This window comes from Flavobacterium sp. LC2016-13, assembly GCF_009707955.1.
In the GTDB taxonomy this organism is placed as follows: domain Bacteria; phylum Bacteroidota; class Bacteroidia; order Flavobacteriales; family Flavobacteriaceae; genus Flavobacterium.
In genome coordinates, this window is the sequence record NZ_WMDQ01000013.1 from 43097 (window position 1) to 67038 (window position 23942).

General features: G+C 35.0%; 22 protein-coding genes. 16 read left to right on the plus strand and 6 right to left on the minus strand.

Annotated elements, in window-relative coordinates; translation table 11 throughout:
* Positions 1-28 precede the first annotated feature (28 nt).
* The 4 genes from GKZ86_RS21115 to GKZ86_RS21130 all read left to right on the plus strand — a co-directional run bounded on the left by GKZ86_RS21115 (position 29) and on the right by GKZ86_RS21130 (position 3353).
* Positions 29-1444, plus strand: coding sequence for an ATP-binding protein (locus tag GKZ86_RS21115; RefSeq protein WP_154785149.1), 1416 nt, complete (start codon positions 29-31; stop codon positions 1442-1444).
* Positions 1445-1454: 10 nt separating this feature from the next.
* The gene (locus tag GKZ86_RS21120) at positions 1455-2237 is read left to right on the plus strand and encodes an enoyl-CoA hydratase/isomerase family protein (protein ID WP_154785042.1); all 783 of its coding nucleotides are present in this window, start codon (positions 1455-1457) and stop codon (positions 2235-2237) included.
* 97 nt (positions 2238-2334) lie between these two features.
* A complete protein-coding gene (locus GKZ86_RS21125; RefSeq protein WP_154785043.1) occupies positions 2335-2733 on the plus strand; it encodes a hypothetical protein in 399 nt (132 codons plus the stop codon).
* A 146-nt stretch (positions 2734-2879) separates the two neighbouring features.
* Complete coding sequence (locus GKZ86_RS21130; RefSeq protein WP_154785044.1) at positions 2880-3353, plus strand: hypothetical protein; 474 nt, start codon at positions 2880-2882, stop codon at positions 3351-3353.
* A gap of 163 nt (positions 3354-3516) precedes the next feature.
* Here GKZ86_RS21130 and GKZ86_RS21135 read toward each other — a convergent pair whose 3' ends face one another.
* The 3 genes from GKZ86_RS21135 to GKZ86_RS21145 all read right to left on the minus strand — a co-directional run bounded on the left by GKZ86_RS21135 (position 3517) and on the right by GKZ86_RS21145 (position 6598).
* Positions 3517-4170: a metal-dependent transcriptional regulator gene (locus GKZ86_RS21135; RefSeq protein WP_154785045.1), complete on the minus strand. Its 654-nt coding sequence runs from the start codon at positions 4168-4170 to the stop codon at positions 3517-3519.
* Between the two features lie 89 nt (positions 4171-4259).
* Positions 4260-6131: an Nramp family divalent metal transporter gene (locus GKZ86_RS21140; RefSeq protein WP_154785046.1), complete on the minus strand. Its 1872-nt coding sequence runs from the start codon at positions 6129-6131 to the stop codon at positions 4260-4262.
* Between the two features lie 74 nt (positions 6132-6205).
* The gene (locus GKZ86_RS21145) at positions 6206-6598 is read right to left on the minus strand and encodes a Fur family transcriptional regulator (protein WP_154785047.1); all 393 of its coding nucleotides are present in this window, start codon (positions 6596-6598) and stop codon (positions 6206-6208) included.
* Between the two features lie 93 nt (positions 6599-6691).
* Between GKZ86_RS21145 and GKZ86_RS21150 the strand changes: the two genes are divergently transcribed.
* The 7 genes from GKZ86_RS21150 (at position 6692) to GKZ86_RS21180 (ending at position 13574) form a co-directional block, all read left to right on the plus strand.
* A complete protein-coding gene (locus GKZ86_RS21150; protein ID WP_154785048.1) occupies positions 6692-7045 on the plus strand; it encodes a MerC family mercury resistance protein in 354 nt (117 codons plus the stop codon).
* Between the two features lie 10 nt (positions 7046-7055).
* Entirely contained in the window at positions 7056-7964 is a 909-nt protein-coding gene (locus GKZ86_RS21155) for an NAD(P)/FAD-dependent oxidoreductase (protein WP_154785049.1), read from the plus strand.
* A 284-nt stretch (positions 7965-8248) separates the two neighbouring features.
* Positions 8249-10510, plus strand: a complete 2262-nt coding sequence (locus GKZ86_RS21160) for a TonB-dependent receptor (RefSeq protein WP_154785050.1) — start codon at positions 8249-8251, stop codon at positions 10508-10510.
* 166 nt (positions 10511-10676) lie between these two features.
* Positions 10677-11141 (plus strand): thioredoxin fold domain-containing protein, encoded by a 465-nt coding sequence (locus tag GKZ86_RS21165; RefSeq protein ID WP_154785051.1) that lies wholly within the window; start codon positions 10677-10679, stop codon positions 11139-11141.
* A gap of 18 nt (positions 11142-11159) precedes the next feature.
* Positions 11160-12344 (plus strand): lycopene cyclase family protein, encoded by a 1185-nt coding sequence (locus GKZ86_RS21170; protein ID WP_154785052.1) that lies wholly within the window; start codon positions 11160-11162, stop codon positions 12342-12344.
* Between the two features lie 286 nt (positions 12345-12630).
* Entirely contained in the window at positions 12631-13059 is a 429-nt protein-coding gene (locus GKZ86_RS21175; RefSeq protein WP_154785053.1) for a helix-turn-helix transcriptional regulator, read from the plus strand.
* Between the two features lie 104 nt (positions 13060-13163).
* The gene (locus GKZ86_RS21180) at positions 13164-13574 is read left to right on the plus strand and encodes a BrxA/BrxB family bacilliredoxin (protein ID WP_154785054.1); all 411 of its coding nucleotides are present in this window, start codon (positions 13164-13166) and stop codon (positions 13572-13574) included.
* A gap of 175 nt (positions 13575-13749) precedes the next feature.
* Here GKZ86_RS21180 and GKZ86_RS21185 read toward each other — a convergent pair whose 3' ends face one another.
* The 3 genes from GKZ86_RS21185 to GKZ86_RS21195 are packed head-to-tail and all read right to left on the minus strand — an operon-like array spanning position 13750 to position 19319.
* Positions 13750-15117, minus strand: a complete 1368-nt coding sequence (locus GKZ86_RS21185; RefSeq protein ID WP_154785055.1) for an efflux transporter outer membrane subunit — start codon at positions 15115-15117, stop codon at positions 13750-13752.
* Positions 15114-18260 carry an efflux RND transporter permease subunit gene (locus GKZ86_RS21190; RefSeq protein WP_154785056.1) on the minus strand — a complete coding sequence of 1049 codons (3147 nt, stop codon included), beginning with the start codon at positions 18258-18260 and terminating at the stop codon, positions 15114-15116. Before GKZ86_RS21190 ends, GKZ86_RS21185 begins: the two co-directional genes overlap by 4 nt.
* A gap of 3 nt (positions 18261-18263) precedes the next feature.
* Positions 18264-19319 carry an efflux RND transporter periplasmic adaptor subunit gene (locus GKZ86_RS21195; protein ID WP_194632510.1) on the minus strand — a complete coding sequence of 352 codons (1056 nt, stop codon included), beginning with the start codon at positions 19317-19319 and terminating at the stop codon, positions 18264-18266.
* Positions 19320-19701: 382 nt separating this feature from the next.
* Between GKZ86_RS21195 and GKZ86_RS21200 the strand changes: the two genes are divergently transcribed.
* The 5 genes from GKZ86_RS21200 to GKZ86_RS21220 all read left to right on the plus strand — a co-directional run bounded on the left by GKZ86_RS21200 (position 19702) and on the right by GKZ86_RS21220 (position 23912).
* Positions 19702-21060, plus strand: a complete 1359-nt coding sequence (locus GKZ86_RS21200) for a rhodanese-related sulfurtransferase (RefSeq protein WP_154785058.1) — start codon at positions 19702-19704, stop codon at positions 21058-21060.
* Positions 21061-21076: 16 nt separating this feature from the next.
* Positions 21077-21535, plus strand: a complete 459-nt coding sequence (locus GKZ86_RS21205; RefSeq protein ID WP_154785059.1) for a hypothetical protein — start codon at positions 21077-21079, stop codon at positions 21533-21535.
* A 121-nt stretch (positions 21536-21656) separates the two neighbouring features.
* Positions 21657-22088, plus strand: coding sequence for an IS200/IS605 family transposase (tnpA, locus tag GKZ86_RS21210; protein WP_154785060.1), 432 nt, complete (start codon positions 21657-21659; stop codon positions 22086-22088).
* 352 nt (positions 22089-22440) lie between these two features.
* Positions 22441-23682 carry a peptidase U32 family protein gene (locus GKZ86_RS21215; protein ID WP_154785061.1) on the plus strand — a complete coding sequence of 414 codons (1242 nt, stop codon included), beginning with the start codon at positions 22441-22443 and terminating at the stop codon, positions 23680-23682.
* The gene (locus GKZ86_RS21220; protein WP_154785062.1) at positions 23682-23912 is read left to right on the plus strand and encodes a ferredoxin; all 231 of its coding nucleotides are present in this window, start codon (positions 23682-23684) and stop codon (positions 23910-23912) included. Before GKZ86_RS21215 ends, GKZ86_RS21220 begins: the two co-directional genes overlap by 1 nt.
* The last annotated feature ends 30 nt before the right edge of the window (positions 23913-23942 follow it).

Sequence of the window (23942 nt, forward strand, 5' to 3'; positions counted from 1 at the left end):
TTCATTGCGTACCAGGATTTTCCTGTCGATGATTGTATTGATTGTTGTAGCATCTTTTTTATTGGCTTCGATTTCGATTATTCAGTTTAAAACCGAGGCCAAAGAATATCATCAGGAGCGTTTAGAACGAAAAGAAAATGCGGTAAAAGAACATATTAATTATGTTTTGAACACGACAACTTATCCTTTAAAAACAGGAAATCTGGATTTGATCTTCAAGGATAAAATTCATGAATTGGCTCAAATTCACAAAATCGAAATCAATATTTACAGTCTTGACGGGAAATTATTAAAATCCTCAAAAGAATCTTTCGCTGTAGATAAAGCACCGCCGCCAATTCCGGTTTACATTCTAAAATTAGTTCGATCGTCTATAGAAAAGCGTTTTGTAGATATTAAAACCATCGACGGAGTTAAAAACAGATCTTCATATAGTTTAATAAAAGACGAAAAATTTAAACCTCTCGGAATTTTAAACCTTCCGTATTTAGAAGACGACGGTTATTATGATAATGAATTGAATACCTTCTTAATACGTTTAAGTCAGGTATATTCTTTTATGCTGATTGTTGCTTTTGCATTGGCTTATTTCCTTTCAACATACATTACAAAATCACTAAAAACGATTTCAGATAAGCTGGAAGAAACCAACTTAGATCAAAAAAATGAGAAGATCGTTTTAGAAGCCAATAGTAAGGAAGTTAATTTCCTGATAAAAGCTTATAACGGAATGGTTGATAAACTAGAAAGCAGTGCTGTAAAACTGGCCCAAAGTGAGCGTGAAGAAGCTTGGCGCGAAATGGCAAAACAAGTCGCGCATGAAATTAAAAATCCGCTTACGCCGATGCGATTGACCGTTCAGAGCTTTCAACGTAAATTTGATCCAACAGCTCCGGATGTCAAACAAAAAATGAATGATTATTCAGAGACTTTAATTCAGCAAATTGATACGATGAGCGCAGTGGCATCGGCATTTTCGAATTTTGCCTCGATGCCGGCACAACAAAACGAAACCTTAAATGTGGTTGAAGTTGTCGAATTGGCATTGGATATTTTTAATGAAGATTATATTGTTTTTGAAAGTCAGGAAGAAGAAATCATCTCAAAAATGGATCGTACACAACTAATTCGTGTCATAACGAATTTGGTTAAAAACGCAACACAGGCAATTCCGGAAAGTCAGTTTCATAAATCTATTCTGGTTACCGTTAAACGCAGAAACAATAATGTTGAAATTGCAGTAAAGGATAACGGAATCGGAATTCAGAAACTGGATATCGGCCGAATTTTCGAACCAAAGTTTACTACTAAAACAAGCGGTATGGGACTTGGACTCGGAATTATAAAAAACATCATCGAAAATTACAAAGGAACAATTACCTTTGAGTCAACTTATGGAAAAGGAACCACATTTAGAGTTTCTCTACCAATCACAAACTCTTAAAAAAAGCGTCATGAACTACGAAAATCTTTTAATTTCAATTGAAGAAAAAATTGCAACCGTAACGATTAACAGACCTACAAAATTGAACGCTTTGAACAAAGCGACAATTAGCGACTTGAGTAAAGCAATAAAATTATTAGGAAAAAATGATGATGTCCGCGTGATTATTATTACCGGAAGTGGCGAAAAAGCATTTGTGGCTGGAGCTGATATTTCAGAATTTGCCAATTACACGATTGTTGAAGGCGCGCAATTAGCTGCCGAAGGACAAGAATCGTTATTTGATTTTATAGAAAATTTAAAGAAACCCGTAATTGCTGCCGTTAACGGTTTTGCATTAGGCGGAGGATTAGAATTGGCAATGGCTTGCCATTTCAGAGTAGCGTCAGATAATGCCAAAATGGGATTGCCGGAAGTAACTTTAGGATTAATCCCGGGTTATGGCGGCACACAGCGTTTGCCACAATTAGTAGGGAAAGGCCGTGCAATGGAAATGATTATGACTGCAGCCATGATTTCTGCAGAAGAAGCCAAACAATACGGATTAGTAAATCATGTAGTTCCACAAGCAGAACTTTTAGATTTTGCAACAGGAATTGCTCAAAAAATAATTAAAAATGCTCCTTTTGCAATTGGAAGAGCGATAAGAGCTATTAATGCCAATTATAAAGATGGCAAAGATGGTTTTGAAACCGAGATAAAATCATTCGGAAAATGTTTCGGAACCCAGGATTTTAAAGAAGGAACAACTGCGTTTTTAGAAAAACGTAAAGCCGAATTTACTGGAAAATAATAATATACCGCAGAGTTTCGCTAAGGTTTCACAGAGATTCACAAAGAATTTAAAACTTAGAACCTTAGCATCTCAGAACCTTAGTAACTTTAAAGAAATGTACGAACCAATATTCGCTCTTTTTTGCGAACGCGTAAAAGAAAGCATTCAAGCTGGCACTTTTGCCAAGCTTACTTTAGCAAAAACCATCGGTGATACCGAGATTAAAAACATTTATTTCCGTTTGGCTATAAATGAAGACAATACCTATTCTATATCATTAACAACTCGTTATAAAACCGAAGAAATAGAAAGCCTTCATACATTAGATGAAGCTTTGTTGATTTTGGGAACTTATATTAAAAATCCGTTTTTGACAGCCCTTTTATTCACAACAGATAACGATGTGACTTTTAAAGTAAACAAGAAAAACGCGGGAAGTATTATAGAACAAGAACCAACGTTTAAAAATGCTTCGCCGGTAATGCTCGAAATGATAGAAAAGGGGATTGTTTAGAAACTTAAGTTTAATTTGTCCTGAAAGTTTTTAGAACAAAAAGATTTTTGCGTTTTGTCCTAAATAGTTAAAATCACCTCATTTACATTTATTGTAGGAAAAATACTTTATTTTCGCCTGAAATTTATAATTTAAACTAATTTCAGATGAAAGTGTATACTATGCCAGAGCGACTTAAAGTTTTTATTTTACTTTTTTCGATCTTATTAATAATCACATTTGGAAGTTTATTAATAATCCCGTTTATACCTGTTTCTGTACATTCTTTTGCATTTCGACTGCATAAATCATGGCCGCCAGAAGGTTTCTTGTTTTATGTCGTTCTTCTTTTTCTAATTTTAATGATTGCCATTTGTGTTTTATTACTTTGTGCAGTTTTCAAAAGAAAAGTGGTTTTTACAAATGATGCTATAATCAACAGTAATCTATTTAGTACCAAAAAATTAAACTTTAATGAGATAAAAGGTTTTGGAGTTGAATATTCTACACTCTATATAGAAACCAATTCTACAAGTAAAAAACGCTTAAAGATAGATTTGATAAGCCTTAATAAAACAGATAATTTACTGCAGGATTTAGAAATGAGATTTATTAATTTAGATTATCTCAAGCCAGAATAAAATGTAATTATTTGTTGGCGTGATTTTTAAGGTATTTTACCTAAAGTAATTTTGAAGTACTTTTTCAGAATGTTAGAATATATATTGTTCCTTTAAAACTTTCCATGAAAATAAAACTTAGTGTAACTCTGTGAAATCTTAGTGAATCTCTGTGAAACAATTTCTAAACCAGCTTTACAAATAAGTTTGAAGCAATTTTATTCGAAATAGATAATTCCTTATTATCAACTTTTATTCTAACCGATAAATCGAAAGATTCTTTAGATAGAAATTCAATTCTGGAACCCAAAGCAATTTCCTGTTTATCAAGGTATTTAAGAAATTCTGAAGAAGTATCTTTTACACCAACACAAACTCCAATTTGATGTTCTGATAATTCTGAAAGCAGGTGTTTTTCAATTTTGATAATTCTCCCATTAGCATCCGGAATTGGATCACCATGCGGATCTTCGGTCGGATTTCCAAGAAAATCATCCAAACGGTTTATCAATTGCTCTGACTTGATATGTTCTAATTGTTCAGCAATATCGTGAACCTCATCCCAGGAAAAATTTAGTTTTTCTACCAAAAACACTTCCCATAAACGATGTTTCCTAACAATCATTTTGGCAGCCAGTTTTCCGTTTTCCGTCAAAGAAACACCTTGATACTTTTTATAATTAACCAAATCCTTGTCTGCCAGCTTTTTCAGCATATCAGTGACAGATGAAGCTTTGGTTTCCATCATTTCTGCAATAGCGTTCGTACTTACTTCAGTTTCCAAAGAAGCAGTTAAGTGATATATCGATTTTAGGTAGTTTTCTTCTGAGAAAGTCATTTCTTTATTTTTTAAGGTTCAAAGAGGCAAAGGTTCAGAGGCTCAAAGTTTAAAAATCTTTGTTCCTTTGAACCTCTGAACCTTTGTTCCTATTTCTTAACAATCAACAAAGGTATAGAAATTTTATGTCTCAACTTATCTACGGTTGTGCCAAATAAAATATCTTTCAGGCCAGTGTGACCGTGAGTTCCCATAACTAAAATATCAAAATTTCCTTGATTGATGATCTTCGGAATCACGGTGTTAGGTTTTCCAAACCCAAGTTCAGTTTCGATACTGAAACCTTTCTGCGAAAGCATCTCTTTATATTCTAATAATAATTTTTCGTCGATAGTTGTTTCATGATCGTCAACGTGGCCTCCATACATTAATGCGCCAACAGTTTCTACAATATGAATTAAGGTGTATTTTGCATCGATTCCGCCAAGTTCGAACGCATTGTTTAGTGCAGCCTCATCAGCTTTCGAAAAATCTACTGAAATCGCTATGTTTTTCTTACTGTACGTTTCTTTTGGTGCGTATTGTAATTTTAAATGATGAGGTGAATGATTTTCAATATTCGATTTTGCTCTGGCTATAAAAGGTTTTACAACAATGTAAAGCAGCAAACCAAGAAAACCAAAAGCAAGAGGAACAACGGTAAACCAAAGAATGGTTGGATGCGTTGAACTTTCTAACCAGGAAGTAATTTCATCATAAACCAGTTTAGCATTTAATGAAACAATAATCGAAGCAATAATCCAGGCCGCAATCTGAGTTGTTTTCGAAATATGAAAACCTTTCATTTTGGTTTTATCACTCACAAAATGAATCAGCGGAATAATAGCAAACCCCAATTGTAAGCTCAAAATTACCTGGCTCAGGATCAAAAGTTTTCCCGTTACGCTTTCTCCGTAAATTAAAATCACAACAACGGCTGGAACAATTGCAATTAAACGAGTTATAATTCGGCGAACCCAAGGTTGAATCCTTAAATTCAAATAACCTTCCATTACGATTTGTCCAGCTAAAGTTCCCGTAACAGTTGAGCTTTGCCCTGCAGCGATTAAAGCCACGGCAAATAATATTGGCGCCCATTTAGTTCCTAATAAAGGTTCAAGAAATTTGTGTGCATCCTGAATTTCGGCGACTTCAAACATTCCATTTCTATAAAATGTTGCCGCGGCCAAAATCAAAATAGCTGCATTTACAAAAAAAGCTAAGTTTAAAGCGATTGTCGAATCGATAAAATTATACTTCAAAGCCTGTTTAATTCCGGCAGGAGTTCTGTCGAATTTTCGGGTTTGTACCAAAGAAGAATGTAAATATAAATTGTGCGGCATAACCGTTGCACCAATAATTCCGATTGCGATATACAATGCAGCTGAACTTGGAATCGATGGAACCAATCCGTAAATTACTTTATCAAGTTCAGGTTCAGCAAAAATCATTTCAAAAATGAAAGAAAATCCAATTATGGCAACCAACACAATTATAAAAGCTTCCATTTTACGGATTCCTTTATTTATTAGGAACAAAAGAAGAAAGGTATCTAAAACGGTAATCAATACACCTTCGATTAACGGAATATCAAAAAGCAGATTAATTCCAATTGCCATTCCTAAAACTTCTGCAAGATCACAGGCAGCAATAGCAATTTCTGCCAGAAAGTATAAAATGTAGTTGATGAATTTAGAATATGTTTCTCTTGAAGCTTGTGCCAAATCGCGTTGCGTTACGATACCTAGTCGGGCACTTAAACTCTGAAGCAACAAAGCCATTAAGTTACTCATCAATAAAACCCAAAGCAAAGAATAGCCAAACTGGCTTCCGCCGGCAATATCTGTAGCCCAGTTTCCCGGATCCATATAACCGACACTTACCAAATAAGCCGGGCCTAAAAATGCTAATATTTTTCTGAATCCTGTTTTTTTATGCTCTGTAGCAACCGATTGGTTTACTTCGTCTAAAGATCTGGTCATTGTAAATATGTTGTTTTAACAAATATATATAAAAATTATATTCGTTTAACAATATTTTTAGGCGAGTCTAAATCTTAGGTGTTAGAATTTAAACAATTCGGACATAATCCTGATAGCGTAAAGTTTATATCATTGACTTTATAGTTGTGCGGAATAATATAACTCGGCTTTACATTTTCAAGACAAGTTACTTCATGACAGTTTTCACAACTAAAATGTGCATGATTATGAATGTGTACACGTTGCGCATTATGATGGCATTTTGCATATTTTACAGTTCCGTCAAGATTGACAACTTTATGAATTACGTCATCATTAACCAGACGATCCAAGACTCTGTAAATCGTAACACGATCACACAAATCGTTAGTTTGTTTTTGAATTTCGGTATGAGACAAAGCAGTTTTAGATTTGGTCAAAATCTGTAAAACGGCCGTCTTTGCTGCTGTATTACGGGTTGTTTTCATATTATATAAATTAAAAATAATATCGCAACAATGTTGCAATTGATAATTTCTTGTATATTTGCAACAAAATTGCATTAAGCAAATGTACATGAAATGAAGAAATCTACCACATCTTTTTACGATATTTTAGGAATTTCGAGTGCAACCATTTGTCTGGTTCACTGTTTGGTTTTTCCGCTTCTTACTATTCTGCCTTTAGGCATAAATCACAATCCATTTATCGATTTGGTTTTTGCGACGATAGGTTTATTGGCAATTCTCAAAATTATAAAAAAATCAAATCTTTTAGTAGCTGCTACTTTGATTGTTTCAATGTCTTTGATTTGGATTAATGTTTTAACCGAAATCATATTAGACATTCATCTTGATCTAATTTTTATTGGAGGCATCGGAATGATTATCGGACATTTTATGAATTACAGATTGCATAAAAATACAAATCATTAAACACTTAATTATGATAGAACAAAAACATTTTGAAGTTATTATTATTGGAGGAAGTTACAGCGGACTTTCTGCAGCAATGAGTTTAGGTCGTTCTTTACGACAGGTTTTAGTAATCGATAGTGGTTTGCCTTGTAACAGACAAACGCCATATTCTCATAATTTCATTACACAAGACGGAGAAAAACCACAGGTAATTTCGGCAAAAGCCAAAATTCAAGTTGATTTTTACGATACGGTGCAATTTTATAACGGACTTGCCATAAGCGCAATTAAAACAGCAAATGAATTTGAAATCAAAACTGAATCATGCAAAGTGTTCACTGCCAGAAAAATGCTGTTTGCAACCGGAGTTAAAGATTTGCTTCCGGAAATTAATGGTTTTGCTGAATGCTGGGGAATTTCAATCCTACATTGTCCGTATTGTCATGGTTATGAAGTCAAAAAAGAGAAAACTGCGATTATTGCTAATGGAGATATAGGATTTGATTTTGCAAAGCTGATTTCAAATTGGACAAAAGATTTAAGATTATGCACCAATGGAAAATCAACTTTGACTTTAGAACAAACTGAAATACTTAAGAAACATGATGTTCAAATTTTCGAAGAAGAAATAGATTCCTTTGAACACAAAGAAGGATATGTCAAAAACATCATTTTCAAAAACAAGGAAAAGGTTGCCGTAAAAGCCGTTTATGCAAGACCGCCATTTGAGCAGCATTGCTCTTTGCCGGTAGATTTGGGCTGTGATATAAACGAACAAGGTTTATTAAAAGTCGATGCGATGCAAAAAACAAACATTGCAGGTATTTATGGGAGCGGAGATTGTACTACTCAAATGCGATCTGTGGCAATTGCGGTTTCTACAGGATCTTTCGCCGGAGCAGTAATTAATAAAGAACTAATTGATGAGGATTTTTGAAGTTTATAAAGTTTAAATAGCCCCTAGCTTCAGCTAGGGGAATTTGATTTGAATCGAAACGGGACTTAGCCAAATTGTATCGGTTTGGCTAAAGCCCTATTCGTTTCATTTATATTTTCATCCAGCTAAAGCTGGACGTTATTGAATTTGTTTTATTTCTCTTTAAATCTTTAGGCAAATAGAAATATAACATATTGACAAATCTAAAGTTATAAATTTCTAAATTTAAAATCATTATTTGTCAAATATAATTTTTAGATTTGTCTAAAATTAATTTTACCAAGATGAAAAATTCAATTTATATATTGATATTCTTTAATTTAAACTTTTCCTTTGCTCAGGAAACCGCAAAAGTTTCTGGTTTTGTTACTGGTGAAGGAAGAAAAATACAAGCCGCAAGTGTTCATTTATTAGGAACAAATCAAAAAACAATTTCAGATAGTTTAGGTTATTATGCTTTCGAAAATGTTGCTTTGGGAAATTACACGATGCAGATTTCTCAAATGGGATTTCAAACTTTAAAAAAGAAAATTGAAGTCAAAAAAGATTCTACCCAGACTTTTGATTTTGAAATGACCGATAATCAAAATCAACTTAATGAAGTGGTTGTTTCAGGAACTTTAAAAGCGGTAAAACGATTAGAAAGTGCCGTTCCGGTTGAGGTTTATTCGCCGGTTTTCTTCAAAAAAAATCCAACTGCAAGTATTTATGAAGCGCTTCAAAACATCAATGGCGTTCGGCCTCAGCTTAATTGCGGGGTTTGCAACACGGGCGATATTCATATTAACGGATTAGAAGGTCCGTATACTTTGGTTTTAATTGACGGAATGCCAATTGTAAGCAGTCTTTCAACCGTTTACGGTTTGTCCGGAATTCCGAATTCGTTAGTCGAACGTATTGAAATCGTAAAAGGCCCGGCTTCGTCTTTGTACGGAAGTGAAGCCGTTGGAGGTTTAATCAATATTATTACTAAAAACCCAACAAACGCTCCGGTTTTTTCTGCCGATTATTTTACGACTAGTTATTTTGAAAGTAACCTTGATTTAGGGATGAAATTTAATGTTGGGAAAAAAGCGGTCTCACTTTTAGGGATTAATTATTTCAACTACGATCAGGTAATTGATAAAGACAAAGACAATTTTACCGATGTAACGCTTTCTGAAAGAATTTCGGTTTTTAATAAATGGAGTTTTCAGAGAAATAATAATCGCCTTTTTACGATTGCAGCGCGTGGAATGTATGAAGATCGCTGGGGTGGAGATGTGCGCTGGGAGAAAAAGTACAGAGGCGGAGACGAAATTTACGGCGAAAGTATTTACACTAAAAGAGGAGAATTGATCGGAAGTTATCAATTGCCTTTTGAAGAAAAACTAATGCTTTCCTTCTCCGGAAATGTACATTACCAAGACAGCCGTTACGGAACAACATCCTATATTGCCAATCAAAAAATTGGTTTTCTGCAATTGACTTGGGATAAAAAAATAGGAAGAAATGATTTCCTTGCCGGAATTGCCAATCGATATTCGTATTATGATGATAATACAACCGCAACAAAACAAGCCGAAAGTACCTGGTTACCCGGAATTTTTGTTCAGGACGAAATTACACTTTCTTCAAAAAGTCAGGTTTTGTTAGGAATGCGTTATGATTATAATTCGATTCACGGTTCCATTTATACACCAAGAGTAGCATATCGATGGAAGAAAAATGAGAATACTATTTTCCGTTTGAATGCTGGAACGGGATTTCGGGTTGTAAATTTATTTACCGAAGATCACGCGGCGCTTACAGGTTCGAGAGATGTTATAATAAAGAATGATTTAAAACCCGAACAATCTGTAAATGCAAATCTGAATTATATTCAAAAGATAAACTTTACAGGTGGAACTTTTATCGGAATTGAAACAACTGCTTTTTACACCAGATTCAGTAATAAAATCATATCCGATTATGCAACAAATCCAAATGAGATCATTTACGATAATATCAACGGATATGCAATCAGCCAGGGAATCAGTACGAATGTTGATGTCAATTTTCCAACGGGTTTAAAAATGATTCTTGGTGCGACTTTTTTAGACAATAAAAATGTCGAAAACGGAATTTCAAAAAGACCATATTTAACCGAAAATTTCACTGCAACCTGGAGCATTTCATATAAAATAGAATCGTTAAATTTATTGCTGGATTATACAGGAAATGTTTACAGTCCGATGGAATTGCCTTTATTGAGCGAATTAGATCCAAGAAGTCCAAAATCACCTTGGTTTAGCATTCAGAATATTCAGTTTACTTATTTTGGATGGAAGAATTTTGAGGTTTACGGGGGAATCAAGAATCTTTTAAACTTTACACCAAAGCAAAATAATCCGTTTTTGATTTCCAGAACCAATGATCCTTTTGACAAAAACGTACAATACGATTCGGCCGGAAAAGTTTTGGCCACGCCAGATAATCCATACGGATTGACTTTTGATACCACTTATGTTTACGGGCAAAACCAAACGATTCGCGGGTTTTTAGGATTGCGATATACTTTGAGATAAATTTATGAGCCACAGATAGCGCAGATTTTTTTAGCCACGAATTTCACGAATTCGGACGAATTTTTTAGAGAAAGATTTACTTTTTAATTTGTGCTAATTCGTGAAATTCGTGGCAAAAGAAACAATCATTTTAATCTGTGCAATCTGTGGCAAAAAAACAAAAACAATGAAAAAGCTATTTCTATTAATGTTCTTCTTCGGAATAACTTCAACAGGATTTTGTCAGTTAAAAAGCAGAACTTTTGAGGAAGTAGATAGTTTGCAGCAAATTCAAAAACGAAAAATTATCGTTTTCATCCATACCGATTGGTGTCAATTTTGCCAAAGAATGAAATCTACAACATTCAAAAACCGTCAAATTATTGAAAAACTAAACTCACATTTCTATTTCATTGATTTTAATGCAGAAGAAAAACGAGATATTACGTTTAATAATCAGACATTTAAATATAAACCCTCGGGAAATAATGTTGGCGTTCATGAACTTGCTTTGCAATTGGGAACTATGAATAACCAAATCGTATATCCGATTTTATGTGTTTTGAATGAGAAAAACGAGATCATTCTTCAATACAACAACTATTTAAACCCAACTGATTTTAACCTTCTTTTAGAAAAATTGAAAGAATAAAATTCATTATTTTTGAGGATGAATTCTTCGCAAATCAAACACTTCGATTACATTTTTACCGGAACCGGATTAGCTTCTTTGATGACGGTTTATAAAATGATTTTGTCTGGAAAGTTTTCAGATAAATCGATTTTGCTTTTAGATCAGGATTCGAAAAAAAATAATGACAGAACCTGGTGTTTTTGGGCAAAAGAAGAAACAGTTTGGAATTTGATTATCTACAAAAAATGGGATTCAGCCTTATTTGCCGATCAGAATTTTAAACGCCAATTAGCGTTAAAGCCTTATCAGTACAATCAAATTCGAAGTTTAGACTTTTACAATTTTGTTTTCGAAACGCTTTCAAAACATCAGAATATTGTTTTTTTAAATGAAAAAGTAACGGATATAAACGAACTTGAAACGCACGTTTTTGTTGGAACAGAAGAAAACAGATATACCTGCAATTACTTATTCAACAGTATTTATACAAAGACTTTTGCCGAAAGTCAAACTAAATATCCCGTTTTACAACAACATTTTACCGGTTGGTTTGTAAAAACTACAGTTGAGGTTTTTAATCCGGAACAAGCCACTTTCATGGATTTTTCGGTAGAACAAAAAGGGAATACAAGGTTTATGTATGTTTTGCCGACTTCAAAAACCGAGGCTTTAGTTGAATATACATTGTTTTCAGAAAATCTGCTTCCAAAAGAAGAATATGAAAACGAAATTAAAACCTATTTAAAAAAACTCGGAATTGAACATTATGAAATTTTAGAAAAAGAGCAGGGAAGTATCCCGATGACTTGCTATCCTTTTTGGAAAAAAAACACAAAACGTGTTTTAAATATTGGAACTGCCGGTGGATGGACAAAAGCGAGTACGGGTTATACTTTTAAAAATTCAGATAAAAAATCAAGCGAGTTGGTTAAGTTTATTAGGGATAAAAGCGCTTCTCCCGAAACTTCGGGATCGTTCAGTATGACATCATTTCATAAAAAAAGTAAATTTTGGTTTTATGATTTATTGCTTTTAGATATTCTTCATCGCCATAATGAATTGGGAAGTACAATTTTTTCATCTTTATTTAAAAAAGGAAATCCCGCTTTGATTTTTAAATTTTTAGATGAAGAAACTAATTTGACCGAAGATCTTCAAGTGATTTCAAAATGCCCGAAAGTACCATTTATCAAAGCATTGTTTCGAGTTTTATTCAGATAAAAAGCTTAGCGCAGATTTCAACTAATACATTTTATCGCAAAAACCCTCTTCTTAATTTACTTTCTATTTCAAAAGTAAACATTCTTTTATCGTAAAAAGTAGTGGATACTTTGAAAACTCTAATCTAAATCACGATTTGGACACAAAGAAATACCCTATTTTTCTGTTTTTATAACTTTTAGAAGCGATTCTAAACACGTCTTGAGAATTAATTTTGTATTTCGAAAATAACACTATGTACGTTTGATAATGGGTTATTTAGGATAATGAATTAAATGAGATAATTATGGGAATTACAAAGCACTTAAATTTCGATATAGAAACAAAAGCAATAGGAAAAATTTGTAAAGCACTCGGACATCCGACAAGAATTCAGATTATGACATTACTTTGGAGAAAAGACAATAGAACTTGTGGCGAAATTGTTGAATTGATTCCATTGGCACAATCAACGATATCAAAACATTTATTAGAATTAAAAAAGGCAAATCTGGTAAATATAAAAAATGAAGGAAAAAAAATAATCTACTCTATTGAAGTCGATAATATAGAAATGCTTAAAAAATATCTAACGAGCTATCTTTCAACCATTGAGATTTCCGAGCAAGATAAATCAACCGTTTTAACAACCAGACAAAGAAGAAGCAGAAACAGCTATTTGAAACAATACAATTACGAGTTTCCGGATAAAAAAATAAAACAAGTAGCAGTTTAAATTTTTAATATCGTACTATAACAAAACTTTATACTTCAAATTAAGTAGTTGCGAGTAAACTTTGTAACTTTGCAGTTCAAAAGTAAAATTTAAAAATAAACAATATGTATCCAGAAGAAATGGTAAAACCAATGCAAGCTGAATTGACAGCTGCAGGTTTTCAAGATTTACATAGTGCCGAAGCTGTTGAGAATGCTATCAAAGCAGAAGGTACCACTTTAGTTGTTGTGAACTCTGTTTGTGGTTGTGCTGCAAGAAATGCACGTCCGGGAGCAAAAATGAGTTTAGACGGAGCTAAAAAACCAGATCACCTTATTACAGTTTTCGCTGGTGTTGACAAAGAAGCAGTTGATGCTGCAAGACAGCACATGTTTCCTTTTCCTCCATCATCGCCATCTATGGCTTTGTTCAAAAACGGAGAATTGGTTCACATGTTAGAGCGTCACCACATCGAAGGTCGTCCAGCTGAATTAATCGCTGAGAACTTGCAAGATGCGTTTAACGAGTATTGCTAATTAAGGGACTAAGGTTCTGAGTTGCTGAGATTCTAAGGTTTTTTCTAAGTTTCAAAGTAACAAAGGCTCAAGACACAAAGATTTAAAACAAAAAAGCACTATGAAAATAGTGCTTTTTTGTTTTTTAGACAATCATAAAAAACTTAGAACCTCAGAACCTTAGCAACTCAGAACCTCAAAAGTTCCATCCTCCGCCAAGTGCTTTATACAACTGAACCATCGAACTTAATTGTTTTTGTGTTAATTGCGAAAGACTAAGTTGAGCTTCAAAAAGAGATCTTTGAGCATCCAGAACTTCCAGATATGAAACATAACCATTATAATATCTTGCGTTTGAAAGATCATAGTTTTTTTGTGCGGCGACAACCTGTCGGTTTCGGGCAGTCCATTCTTCTTTGAACATGGCTACATTTTGAAGTGAATTTTCGACTTCAGAAATGGCGGTTAAATATGTTTTTTGGAAATTGAACTTTACTTCTTCGGCAATTTGTCGGTTGACATCAACACGGCGTTTGTTTTTTCCGAAGTTGAAAATTGGGCCGGTAACTCCTGCGCCAACATTTTGCATGTACGAACCATCATTAAATAAATCACCTACCAGTACACTAGAAAAACCTGCAACCGCAGCAATATTAAAAGACGGATAACGCAACGCCTGTGCAACACCAATTCTTTCATAAGCCGCTTTGTATAAATATTCCTGACGTTTTACATCAGGTCTGTTTTCTAATAAAGCAGATGGAACCGAAGTTGGAAAAGTTGTTAAAATCAATAATTCACTATTCGTTTTGCCACGCTGAATAGGCTGCGGCACTTGTCCAATTAAAATCGAAATGGAATTTTCCAAAGCCGTAATTTGCCTTTTAATTGCCGGAATATTTGCTTCGGCAATGGCGACTTGCTGTTCAATTTGCACTTTATCTAATTCGGCGACGTAACCGCTTATAAAACGTTCGTTGATAATGTCATACGCTTTTTGTCTTGTTTCTAATGTATGAATGGTAATCTCCAATTGATTATCGAAATCACGCAATTCAAAATAAGAAATGGCAATCGTGCTTACGATATTTGACAGAATTACTTTTCGAGCTTCATCGGTTGCTAAAAGTTCACTTTGTAAAGCTTTATTCTGATGACGGTATTTTCCCCAAAAATCCAGTTCCCAAGACATATTAACAAATGCCGATGAAGGCTGCATAATCGTTTCGGAACTATTTACCTGACCGGAATATTGAAAAGCAGGAAATAAATCAGCTTTTGCAATTCCGAGATTGGCTTTTGCCTGTTCTAAACGTGCCAAAGCAATTTTAAGGTCATAATTATTTTGAATTCCTTTTTCGATCAGGCCAATTAAGACATCATCGTTAAATATCGATGACCATTTTATGGTTGTAACTGATTTTGTTGTGTCTCTGGATTGATTGCCAAAACGGAAAGTATCTGCCTGAGGTTGTTCGGGTTTGGCATATTTTGGCCCAACCATGCATCCATAAGGAAAAACAACCATCAAAAATAACGCTGAAAGTATTTTTAGATTTTTCATTTCTCTTCCTCTTTAGGTTCATCAATTTCCTCCGTTTTTTTCTTTCCGAATGTTTCAATAAATACAAATAACACCGGAATCAGACAAACGCCCAAAATGGTGGCGACCAACATTCCGCTAAAAACCGTCATTCCCATTACTTTCCTGGCTTGCGCTCCGGCTCCGCTAGCGGTTAACAACGGAACAACTCCCAAAATAAAAGCAAAAGCTGTCATAAGGATTGGTCGAAAACGCAATTTGGCGGCGTACAGTGCGGCTTCTTTAACCGGCATTCCTTTTTCATATTCTTCTTTGGCAAATTCTACGATCAAAATCGCATTTTTGGCCGCCAGACCAATCAGCATTACGAGACCAATTTGTGCAAAAACGTTATTGACATAATCCGGACTTAATAATCGACAGATATATAATCCGAGGAAAGCGCCAAAAACGGCAAAAGGAGTTCCGAGCAAAACGCTGAATGGCAACTTCCAGCTTTCGTATTGTGCGGCGAGAATTAAGAACACGAAAAACAACGCCATGATAAAAACGGTATTTCCTTTTCCTTCGGCTTGTTTTTCCTGATAACTCATATTCGCCCATTCGTAACCCATTCCGGCGGGCAGTACTTTTGCAGCGGTTTCCTGTAGTGCTTTCATGGCTTCCGCCGAAGTAAATCCGGGAGCGGGCGTTCCACCAATTTCGGCAGCTCGATATAAATTGAAACGTGTTGTGAATTCGGGACCGCTTTCTTTTCGAATTGTAGCAATACTCGTAATGGGAATCATTTTGTTATCCCGACTTCGAACGAATATCTTATTTATGTCTTCGGGATTTACGGTAAAACTTGGATCTGCCTGAAGCAAAACAATATACTGTCGTCCGAATTTGTTGAATTCATTTATATATTGTCCTCCCAAACTTGCACCAATGGCGAGATTCACATCCGATAAAGATAGATTCAGTTCCGATACTTTTTCCCGATCAATATCTAAACTAATCTGCGGAACGTTTGGATTGAAGGTCGTTCGAATAGTTCCAATTTCGGGTCGTTTTTTGGCTTCGGCCATAAATTGCTGTGCATTCTGAAAAAGATATTGTGGTGTATTTCCTTCTTTATCCTGAAGCATCATCGAGAATCCGGCAGCATTTCCAATTCCCGTAATCGGCGGAGGTCCAAAAGCAAAGACCGTTGCCTCAGGAATTCCAAAAATTACTTTTCCGTTGACTTCTTTCAAAATCTGAAAAACATCCTGTTCGCGTTCTTTCCATTCTTTTAAGGCAACGAAGAAAAATCCGTTATTGGTGGCAACTGAGTTTTTTATCAAACTGAATCCGGCAACCGAAGTATAATATTGAACACCTTGATTTTTAGATAAAATATGTTCTACTTTTTGAATGACTTTGCTGGTTCTTTCTAAAGATGATGCGCCGGGAAGTTCAATATTGACAAACATATAACCCTGATCTTCTTCGGGAACAAATCCACCTGGAATTTTTCCTCCTAAAAGAATAATGGCTCCAACTACAATTCCGATAAAAATTAAACTTCGGGCAGTTTTCTTAATCAAGAAACCTGAAAAACCAGTGTATTTATTAGTGAAATTTCCAAACTTAACATTAAACCATTTAAAGAATTTCCCGAGCCAGCCTTTTGCTTCCTGATTGGGTTTTAGTAAAAGCGAACATAAAGCCGGACTTAAAGTCAATGCACTTAATGCAGAGAAAATCACAGAAATAGCAATTGTAATCGCAAATTGCTGATACAATCTTCCTGTAATTCCCGGAGTCAATGCAACCGGAATAAAAACGGCTGTTAAAACAATCGCGATTGCAATTACAGGTCCAGAAACTTCGCGCATTGCTTGGTTTGTTGCTTCTCGCGGAGACATACCTTGTTCGATATGATGCATTACGGCTTCAACCACTACAATTGCATCGTCGACGACAATCCCAATGGCGAGTACTAATCCTAAAAGTGAAAGGACATTTATAGAAAATCCGAGTAACGGAAAAAGCATAAATACACCAATCAAGGAAACAGGAACGGTTAAAAGCGGAATTAAAGTGGCGCGCCAGTTTTGTAGAAATATAAAAACTACCAGAATTACCAGAATAATGGCTTCAATCAAAGTGTGCATGATTTCGTTGATTCCTTCAGAAATGGCTAAAGTGGTGTCTAATGAAACAGCATATTTTAAATCCTGAGGAAATCTTTTACTGAGTTGTTCAATCGTGTTTTTTACATTTTCGGCTACTTCAAGAGCGTTGGAACCCGGCATTTGTTTGATTCCGATAGTTCCTGCGGGATTTCCGTTTAGTCTGGCAACAGAAGCATAACTTTCGGTTCCGAGTGCTACTCTTCCAACATCTTTCAGCCGAACTTGTTGATTACTGATATTTGATTTTAGAATGATGTTTTCAAAATCTTCGGGATTTACCAAACGATCTTTCAACATTACGTTATACGTGAATTCATTATTTTCGGTCGCTGGCGGCGCTCCGAATTTTCCTCCGGGCGCAATAGCATTTTGTTCTTGAATCGATCGTATAATATCGGGAACGGTGAGATTGTATTTCGCCATGATATCGGGCTTGACCCAAATCCGCATGGCATAATTACTTCCTCCGTAAAGGGTAACTTCTCCAACACCTTTTATACGGGCGAGTGCGTCTACTATGTTGATGCTCGCATAATTGGTTAAAAAGTTATTATCGAAAGTTTTGTTGGGAGAATACAAAGACAAAATCAGCATCGGCATTGATAATGACTTTTTGGTTGTAACTCCGGTTGTTTTAACATCGTTTGGGAGTTTGTTTGTGGCTTCGGCAACTCTGTTTTGAGTTAACATTGTAGCGTTGTCGAGATCTGTTCCCATATCAAAAGTGATAGAAAGCGTCATACTTCCGTCACCCGTATTGGTCGACTGCATGTAGAGCATATTTTCGACACCATTTACTTTCTGTTCGATGGGTGTTGCAACGGCTTGTTCAACATTTAGTGCGTTGGCTCCGCGGTAACTTGTAGAAACCTGAACAAGAGGCGGTGCAATTTCAGGATATTGCGCAATGGGTGTTGACAGGATCGAGAGTCCTCCGATAAGAACTATAAATATGGAAAGTACGATTGCAACGATCGGTCGTCTTACAAAGAAATTATCCATAGTCTAGTCTTTTAGAGATGATGCGATCTGCTTTTTATCTTTGTCGGCTACGTAGGGAACTGGAACGACTGTTGATCCAGGCTGAATAAACTGATTGCCAATAATGGCGACTTTTTCGTTGGGTTTTAAACCTTTGGTAATGATCCAATCGACACCAATTTTCTGCCCAACTTCGACCATTCTGGTTTGAATGGTGTTTTTATCGTCAATAATAGAAACCTGAAAAAGTCCTTGAATTTCGGTTACGGCTTTTTGAGGAACTACAATCGCATCTTTTTGAGTTCGGAGTAAAACGCGGACTTTAGCAAATTGTCCGGATCGTAAGGTTCCGTCTGGATTGGGAAATTGTGCTTCAATGGTTACAGTTCCGGTTGTCGGGTCTATTTTGGTATCGGAAAAATTGAGACTTCCTTTGTATGGATGTGTACTTCCGTCAGAAAGAATTAAAGCGAGATCAGTAATTCGTTCTCCGTCTTTGACTTGTTTTTGATATTGGAGATAATTAGATTCACTGACAGTAAATTGAACTCTGACTTTTTCGAGTTTTGAAACGGTGTTTAATTTAGAGTCATTTCCAATTTTGGTAATATAATCGCCTAATCTGGCATTCGAAAGACCAATAACGCCGTCGATTGGAGATTGAATGTTGCAGTAACTTCTTTCTATCTGCTGATTTCGTAAACTTGCCTGAATACTGTTTAGATTAGATTTCGCTGCTTTGTCTTTGGCTACAGCCGCATCTAATTCTCTTTTACTTACTGCATTCATGTCTGCAAGCGGACGAATTCTTTTTAGTTCTTCTTCGGCATTTACAACATTGCTTTGTGCTGCAGCAACTTGACCGCGAACTTGTTCTACTTTTGTATCGTATTCCAACGGATCAATGGTGTATAATAATTGTCCCTTTTTAACCCTTTGACCTTCCTTGAAGTGAATTCCGGTCAAAATTCCATCAACTCTTGCGATTAATTCAATGTCTAAATCTCCAAAAGTCTGTCCGGCAAAATCTTTGTAAATGGGAACATCTTCACTCTTGACCGTTACAAAAGGTGCCTGCATAGGTGGCGGGGCTTTTGGTTTTTCTTTTTTACAAGAAATAAAAATTGTTAAAAATAAAAGAATTGGGAAGAGCGGTTTGGGTAGTTTTAAAGCATTCATAATCATAAATGTTAAAATTATACCTCATAAATGTAATGAATATTTTGTAAAGTACTGATAAACAGTATATATTTTTAATTAATGCAATTTAGTTGCAAAATAAAGTTTATGGATAGTAGAGATTGGAAATCATAAATTAAGTAAACTGTAATTGCTAAAATGGTTCTAAATTGATGGACGTTAATTGTTTTTGAAATCGAAAAGAAAAACCTACCTTTGCGCCCGAATTCACTCAGAAAAATAGAATTCAATTATATATTCTTAACTTAAAACTGTTTATAGCATGCAACTGTACAACACTTTGAGCGCAGAAGAAAGAGCCATCATGATCGATGATGCAGGTAAACAACGACTAACGTTGTCTTTCTATGCGTATGCCAAAATTGAAGATCCCAAAAAATTTCGCGACGATTTATTTCTAGCCTGGAACGCACTTGATGCTTTAGGGCGAATTTATGTTGCCAATGAAGGAATAAATGCTCAAATGAGTATTCCTGCCGAAAATTTGGAGGCTTTTAGAGCAACTCTTGAAGTTTATGATTTTATGAAAGGCATTCGTTTGAATGATGCTGTAGAACATGATGATCATTCGTTTTTAAAATTAACTATTAAAGTTCGTCACAAAATCGTTGCTGACGGTTTGAATGACGATACTTTTGATGTAACTGATATAGGCGTTCACTTGAAAGCCAAAGAATTCAATGAAATTTTAGATGATCCAAACACGATTGTGGTTGATTTTAGAAATCACTACGAAAGTGAAGTTGGGCATTTTAAAAATGCAATTACTCCAGATGTTGAGACTTTTAGAGAAAGTTTACCAATCATCAACGAACAGCTTCAAAACCATAAAGAGGATAAAAATCTGGTAATGTATTGTACCGGAGGAATTCGTTGCGAGAAAGCAAGTGCTTACTTTAAGCACCAAGGTTTTAAAAACGTGTTTCAATTAGAAGGCGGAATTATCAATTATGCTAAACAACTTAAAGAAGAAGGTTTAGAAAGCAAATTCATTGGAAAAAACTTCGTATTCGATAACCGTCTTGGCGAAAGAATTACCGATGATATTATCTCGCAATGCCATCAATGCGGAAAACCTTGCGACAATCATACGAATTGCGAAAATGACGGTTGTCATTTGTTGTTTATTCAATGCGACGATTGCAAAACTGCAATGGAAAACTGCTGTTCTACAGAATGTTTAGAGATTATTCACATGCCTTTGGTTGATCAGGTTCGTTTAAGAACCGGAAAACAAGTTGGAAACAAAGTGTTTAGAAAAGGAAAATCTGAAAATCTAAAATTTAAACATTCAGGTGAGTTGCCAAACTCAGCTTTGGGTGCTGCTGAAAAGCCTGCTGATATTCGTCAGAAAGTAAAAGTGAAAAAAGTACTTCTTGGAAAAGCGGAACATTATTATGTAAAAGCTCAAGTGGGACAGTTTACTATTGAAAACCAAGAGTTAAACAGCGGTGATAAAATTTTAATTTCCGGGCCAACTACGGGTAATCAGGAAATGATTTTAGAAAGACTAATTGTTGACGGAGCTGAAATTACGACAGCTAAAATTGGAGATAAAGTTACTTTTGAGATTCCATTCAGAATCAGATTATCTGATAAAATATACAAGATTTTAGAATAGCTTAATCATAAAACGCATGAATAAATTATTTCTGATTTTATTCTTAAGTTTCAAAATGACAGGACAGGTAAATAAATTGCCTGTTCCTTCAAAATCTTTTGTTGAGAAAGTGCGATATGAAGATAATTTTGAAGAAAAATATTTTTCCAAGTATTTAGGAAAAAAAGAAGAACATATTTTAAAGCGATTCAGCGATTCAAAAGAAGTTTGTGCTAAGGAATATAAGTTTAAAACAGGAATTAAACTAAAAAATAATTCATGCTCTGAAGCTGGCTTAGATGTTGAAATTGTTTTTCCGAATTATTCAAAAAGCGAAGTGATTAAATTTGTAGAATGGTTTTTTAAAACGGATGATAATGTCTGGAATAAATTAAAAACCAAATATCAGCCAAAAGAAGATGAGGATGCTGGCTGTTATTTGGAAATCAAGGAATCGAAAGGACAAACAGTTCTAAGTTACTATTGCGGCTGCTAAAAATATAATAATACCACAACTGTTATTGAAATAACTGATAGCATAGAAAATCCACACAACAAAAAAGTAAGATAAATCGTGTAAAATTGTAAATTAGCAGAAATTTTATGCTCATTTATATATGTCACAATCCTTTACCAAATTATGGATTCATGCAATTTGGGCAACCAAAAATCGTCAGGAATTAATTGATTTTTCTTTTGATAAAAAACTGTATGATTTCATTTGGGAAGAGTTAACGGAACTTGGTTGTCCTGTTAGAATCATAAATGGAATGCCTGATCATGTGCATGTTTTATTTTTACAAAATCCACAAAAAACTATCTCAGATATTGTAAAGCAAATAAAAGGAAGTTCTTCTCATTTTATGAATAGAGGAGAGTTTATCCTTGAAAAATTTGCTTGGCAAACGGGCTATGCGGCATTCTCTGTGAGCGAATCTCAGTTAGATGCTGCCTATAATTACATAAAAAATCAAAAACAGCATCATCTTAAGAAAAACGGTCAAGATGAATTTGATGAATTTGTAAAACTGCATGGGTTGGAGAAATAAATTATTGATTCATAGATACGTTTCCCGTAGTTGAAACCACGGGCTATATTGAAAAAAAATAGGACCAAAGGAAAAACATAGCCTGCGGTTTCAACCGCAGGAACGCAACGAATATCCGCAACGTAAATGTTCAACAATGCGTTTCCCGTGGTTGAAACCACGGGCTATATTGAAAAACATGCCCAAAGGAAAAACATAGCCTGCGGTTTTAACCGCAGGAACACAACGAATATCCACAACGTAATACGTCTTGCAAGGTAAAGTCCTGGTCCGTTTTAAAAAAGGACAAAAAATACCACACAATAATCATTGCTAATAGTTTTAAGCATTAGCAAAAAAAATACAAATAAAAATGACACTTACTAACAAAATTGAACTCATGGCTCCCGCTGGGAATTTTGATTCGCTTCAAGCTGCACTAGATAATGGCTGTGATTCTGTTTACTTTGGAGTTGAACAACTGAATATGCGTGCACGTTCAACGGTGAATTTTACAATTGAAGATTTAAAAGAAATCGCTAATCGCTGTCAATCTAAAAACGTTCGAAGCTATTTGACTTTAAACACTATTATTTACGATCACGATTTATCAGTTGTAAAAACATTATTGAATAAAGCCAAAGAAGCAAGCATTACAGCCGTAATTGCTTCTGATCAGGCCGTAATTGTAATGGCAAGATCAATTGGAATGGAAGTACATATTTCAACGCAGCTTAATGTGACCAATATCGAAACCATAAAATTCTATAGTTTATTTGCTGATACAATAGTTTTAAGCAGAGAATTAAGTTTACGTCAAGTAAAGAATATTACGGCTCAAATAGAGAAAGAGCAGATAAAAGGTCCAAATGGGAATTTAGTCGAAATCGAAATTTTTGGTCATGGTGCTTTATGTATGGCAGTTTCAGGAAAATGTTATTTGAGTTTGCACTTACACAATTCATCTGCGAATCGTGGAGCATGCAAGCAAAACTGCCGAAAAAAGTATACTGTTATCGATCAGGAAACCGGTTTTGAAATCGAACTTGATAACGAATACATGATGTCGCCAAAAGATTTATGCACACTTGACTTCTTAGATCAGGTTATTGATTCTGGAATTCAGGTTTTAAAAATCGAAGGTCGCGGGCGTGCGCCAGAATATGTAGCAACAGTTATAAAAACATATCGCGAAGCTATTGATGCATATTACGAAGGCACTTTTTCAAAAGAAAAAACCGCAGTTTGGATGCAGGCTTTAGAAACCGTTTACAATCGCGGTTTTTGGTCAGGATATTATCTTGGTCAGGAATTGGGTGAGTGGAGTGATATTCCGGGATCTGCTGCGACTCAGAAAAAAGTCTATGTTGGAAAAGGAACGCATTATTTTCCGAAAGCCAATGTTGGTCAATTTAAAATTGAAGCTTATGATATTAAAATTGGAGATAAAATTCTAGTAACAGGACCAAGCACAGGTGCTCAGGAAATGATTATCGACGAAATGTTTGTAAACGATCTTGAAGCCGAAAAAGCAACGAAAGGAGATGATTGTACTTTCAAACTTCCGTTTAGAATCAGAATGTCGGACAAATTATATAAAATTGTTGAGGCATAATGGTTATTGTAACATTACAAAGAGACAAATGCATCGGCTGTAATTATTGCGTCGAAATGGATCCGCTACATTTTCAAATGTCAAAAAAAGATGGAAAATCGGTATTGATTCATTCACAGAATGCTAAAGGATTTTTTACTTTAAAATCGCCTAATCACGCAATTGTAGAAAGCTGTGAATTGGCAGCGAAAGCCTGTCCGGTTAAGATTATTACTGTTAAGGAGACTTAAATAATAGTATTTATAAAATTAAAAACCCTA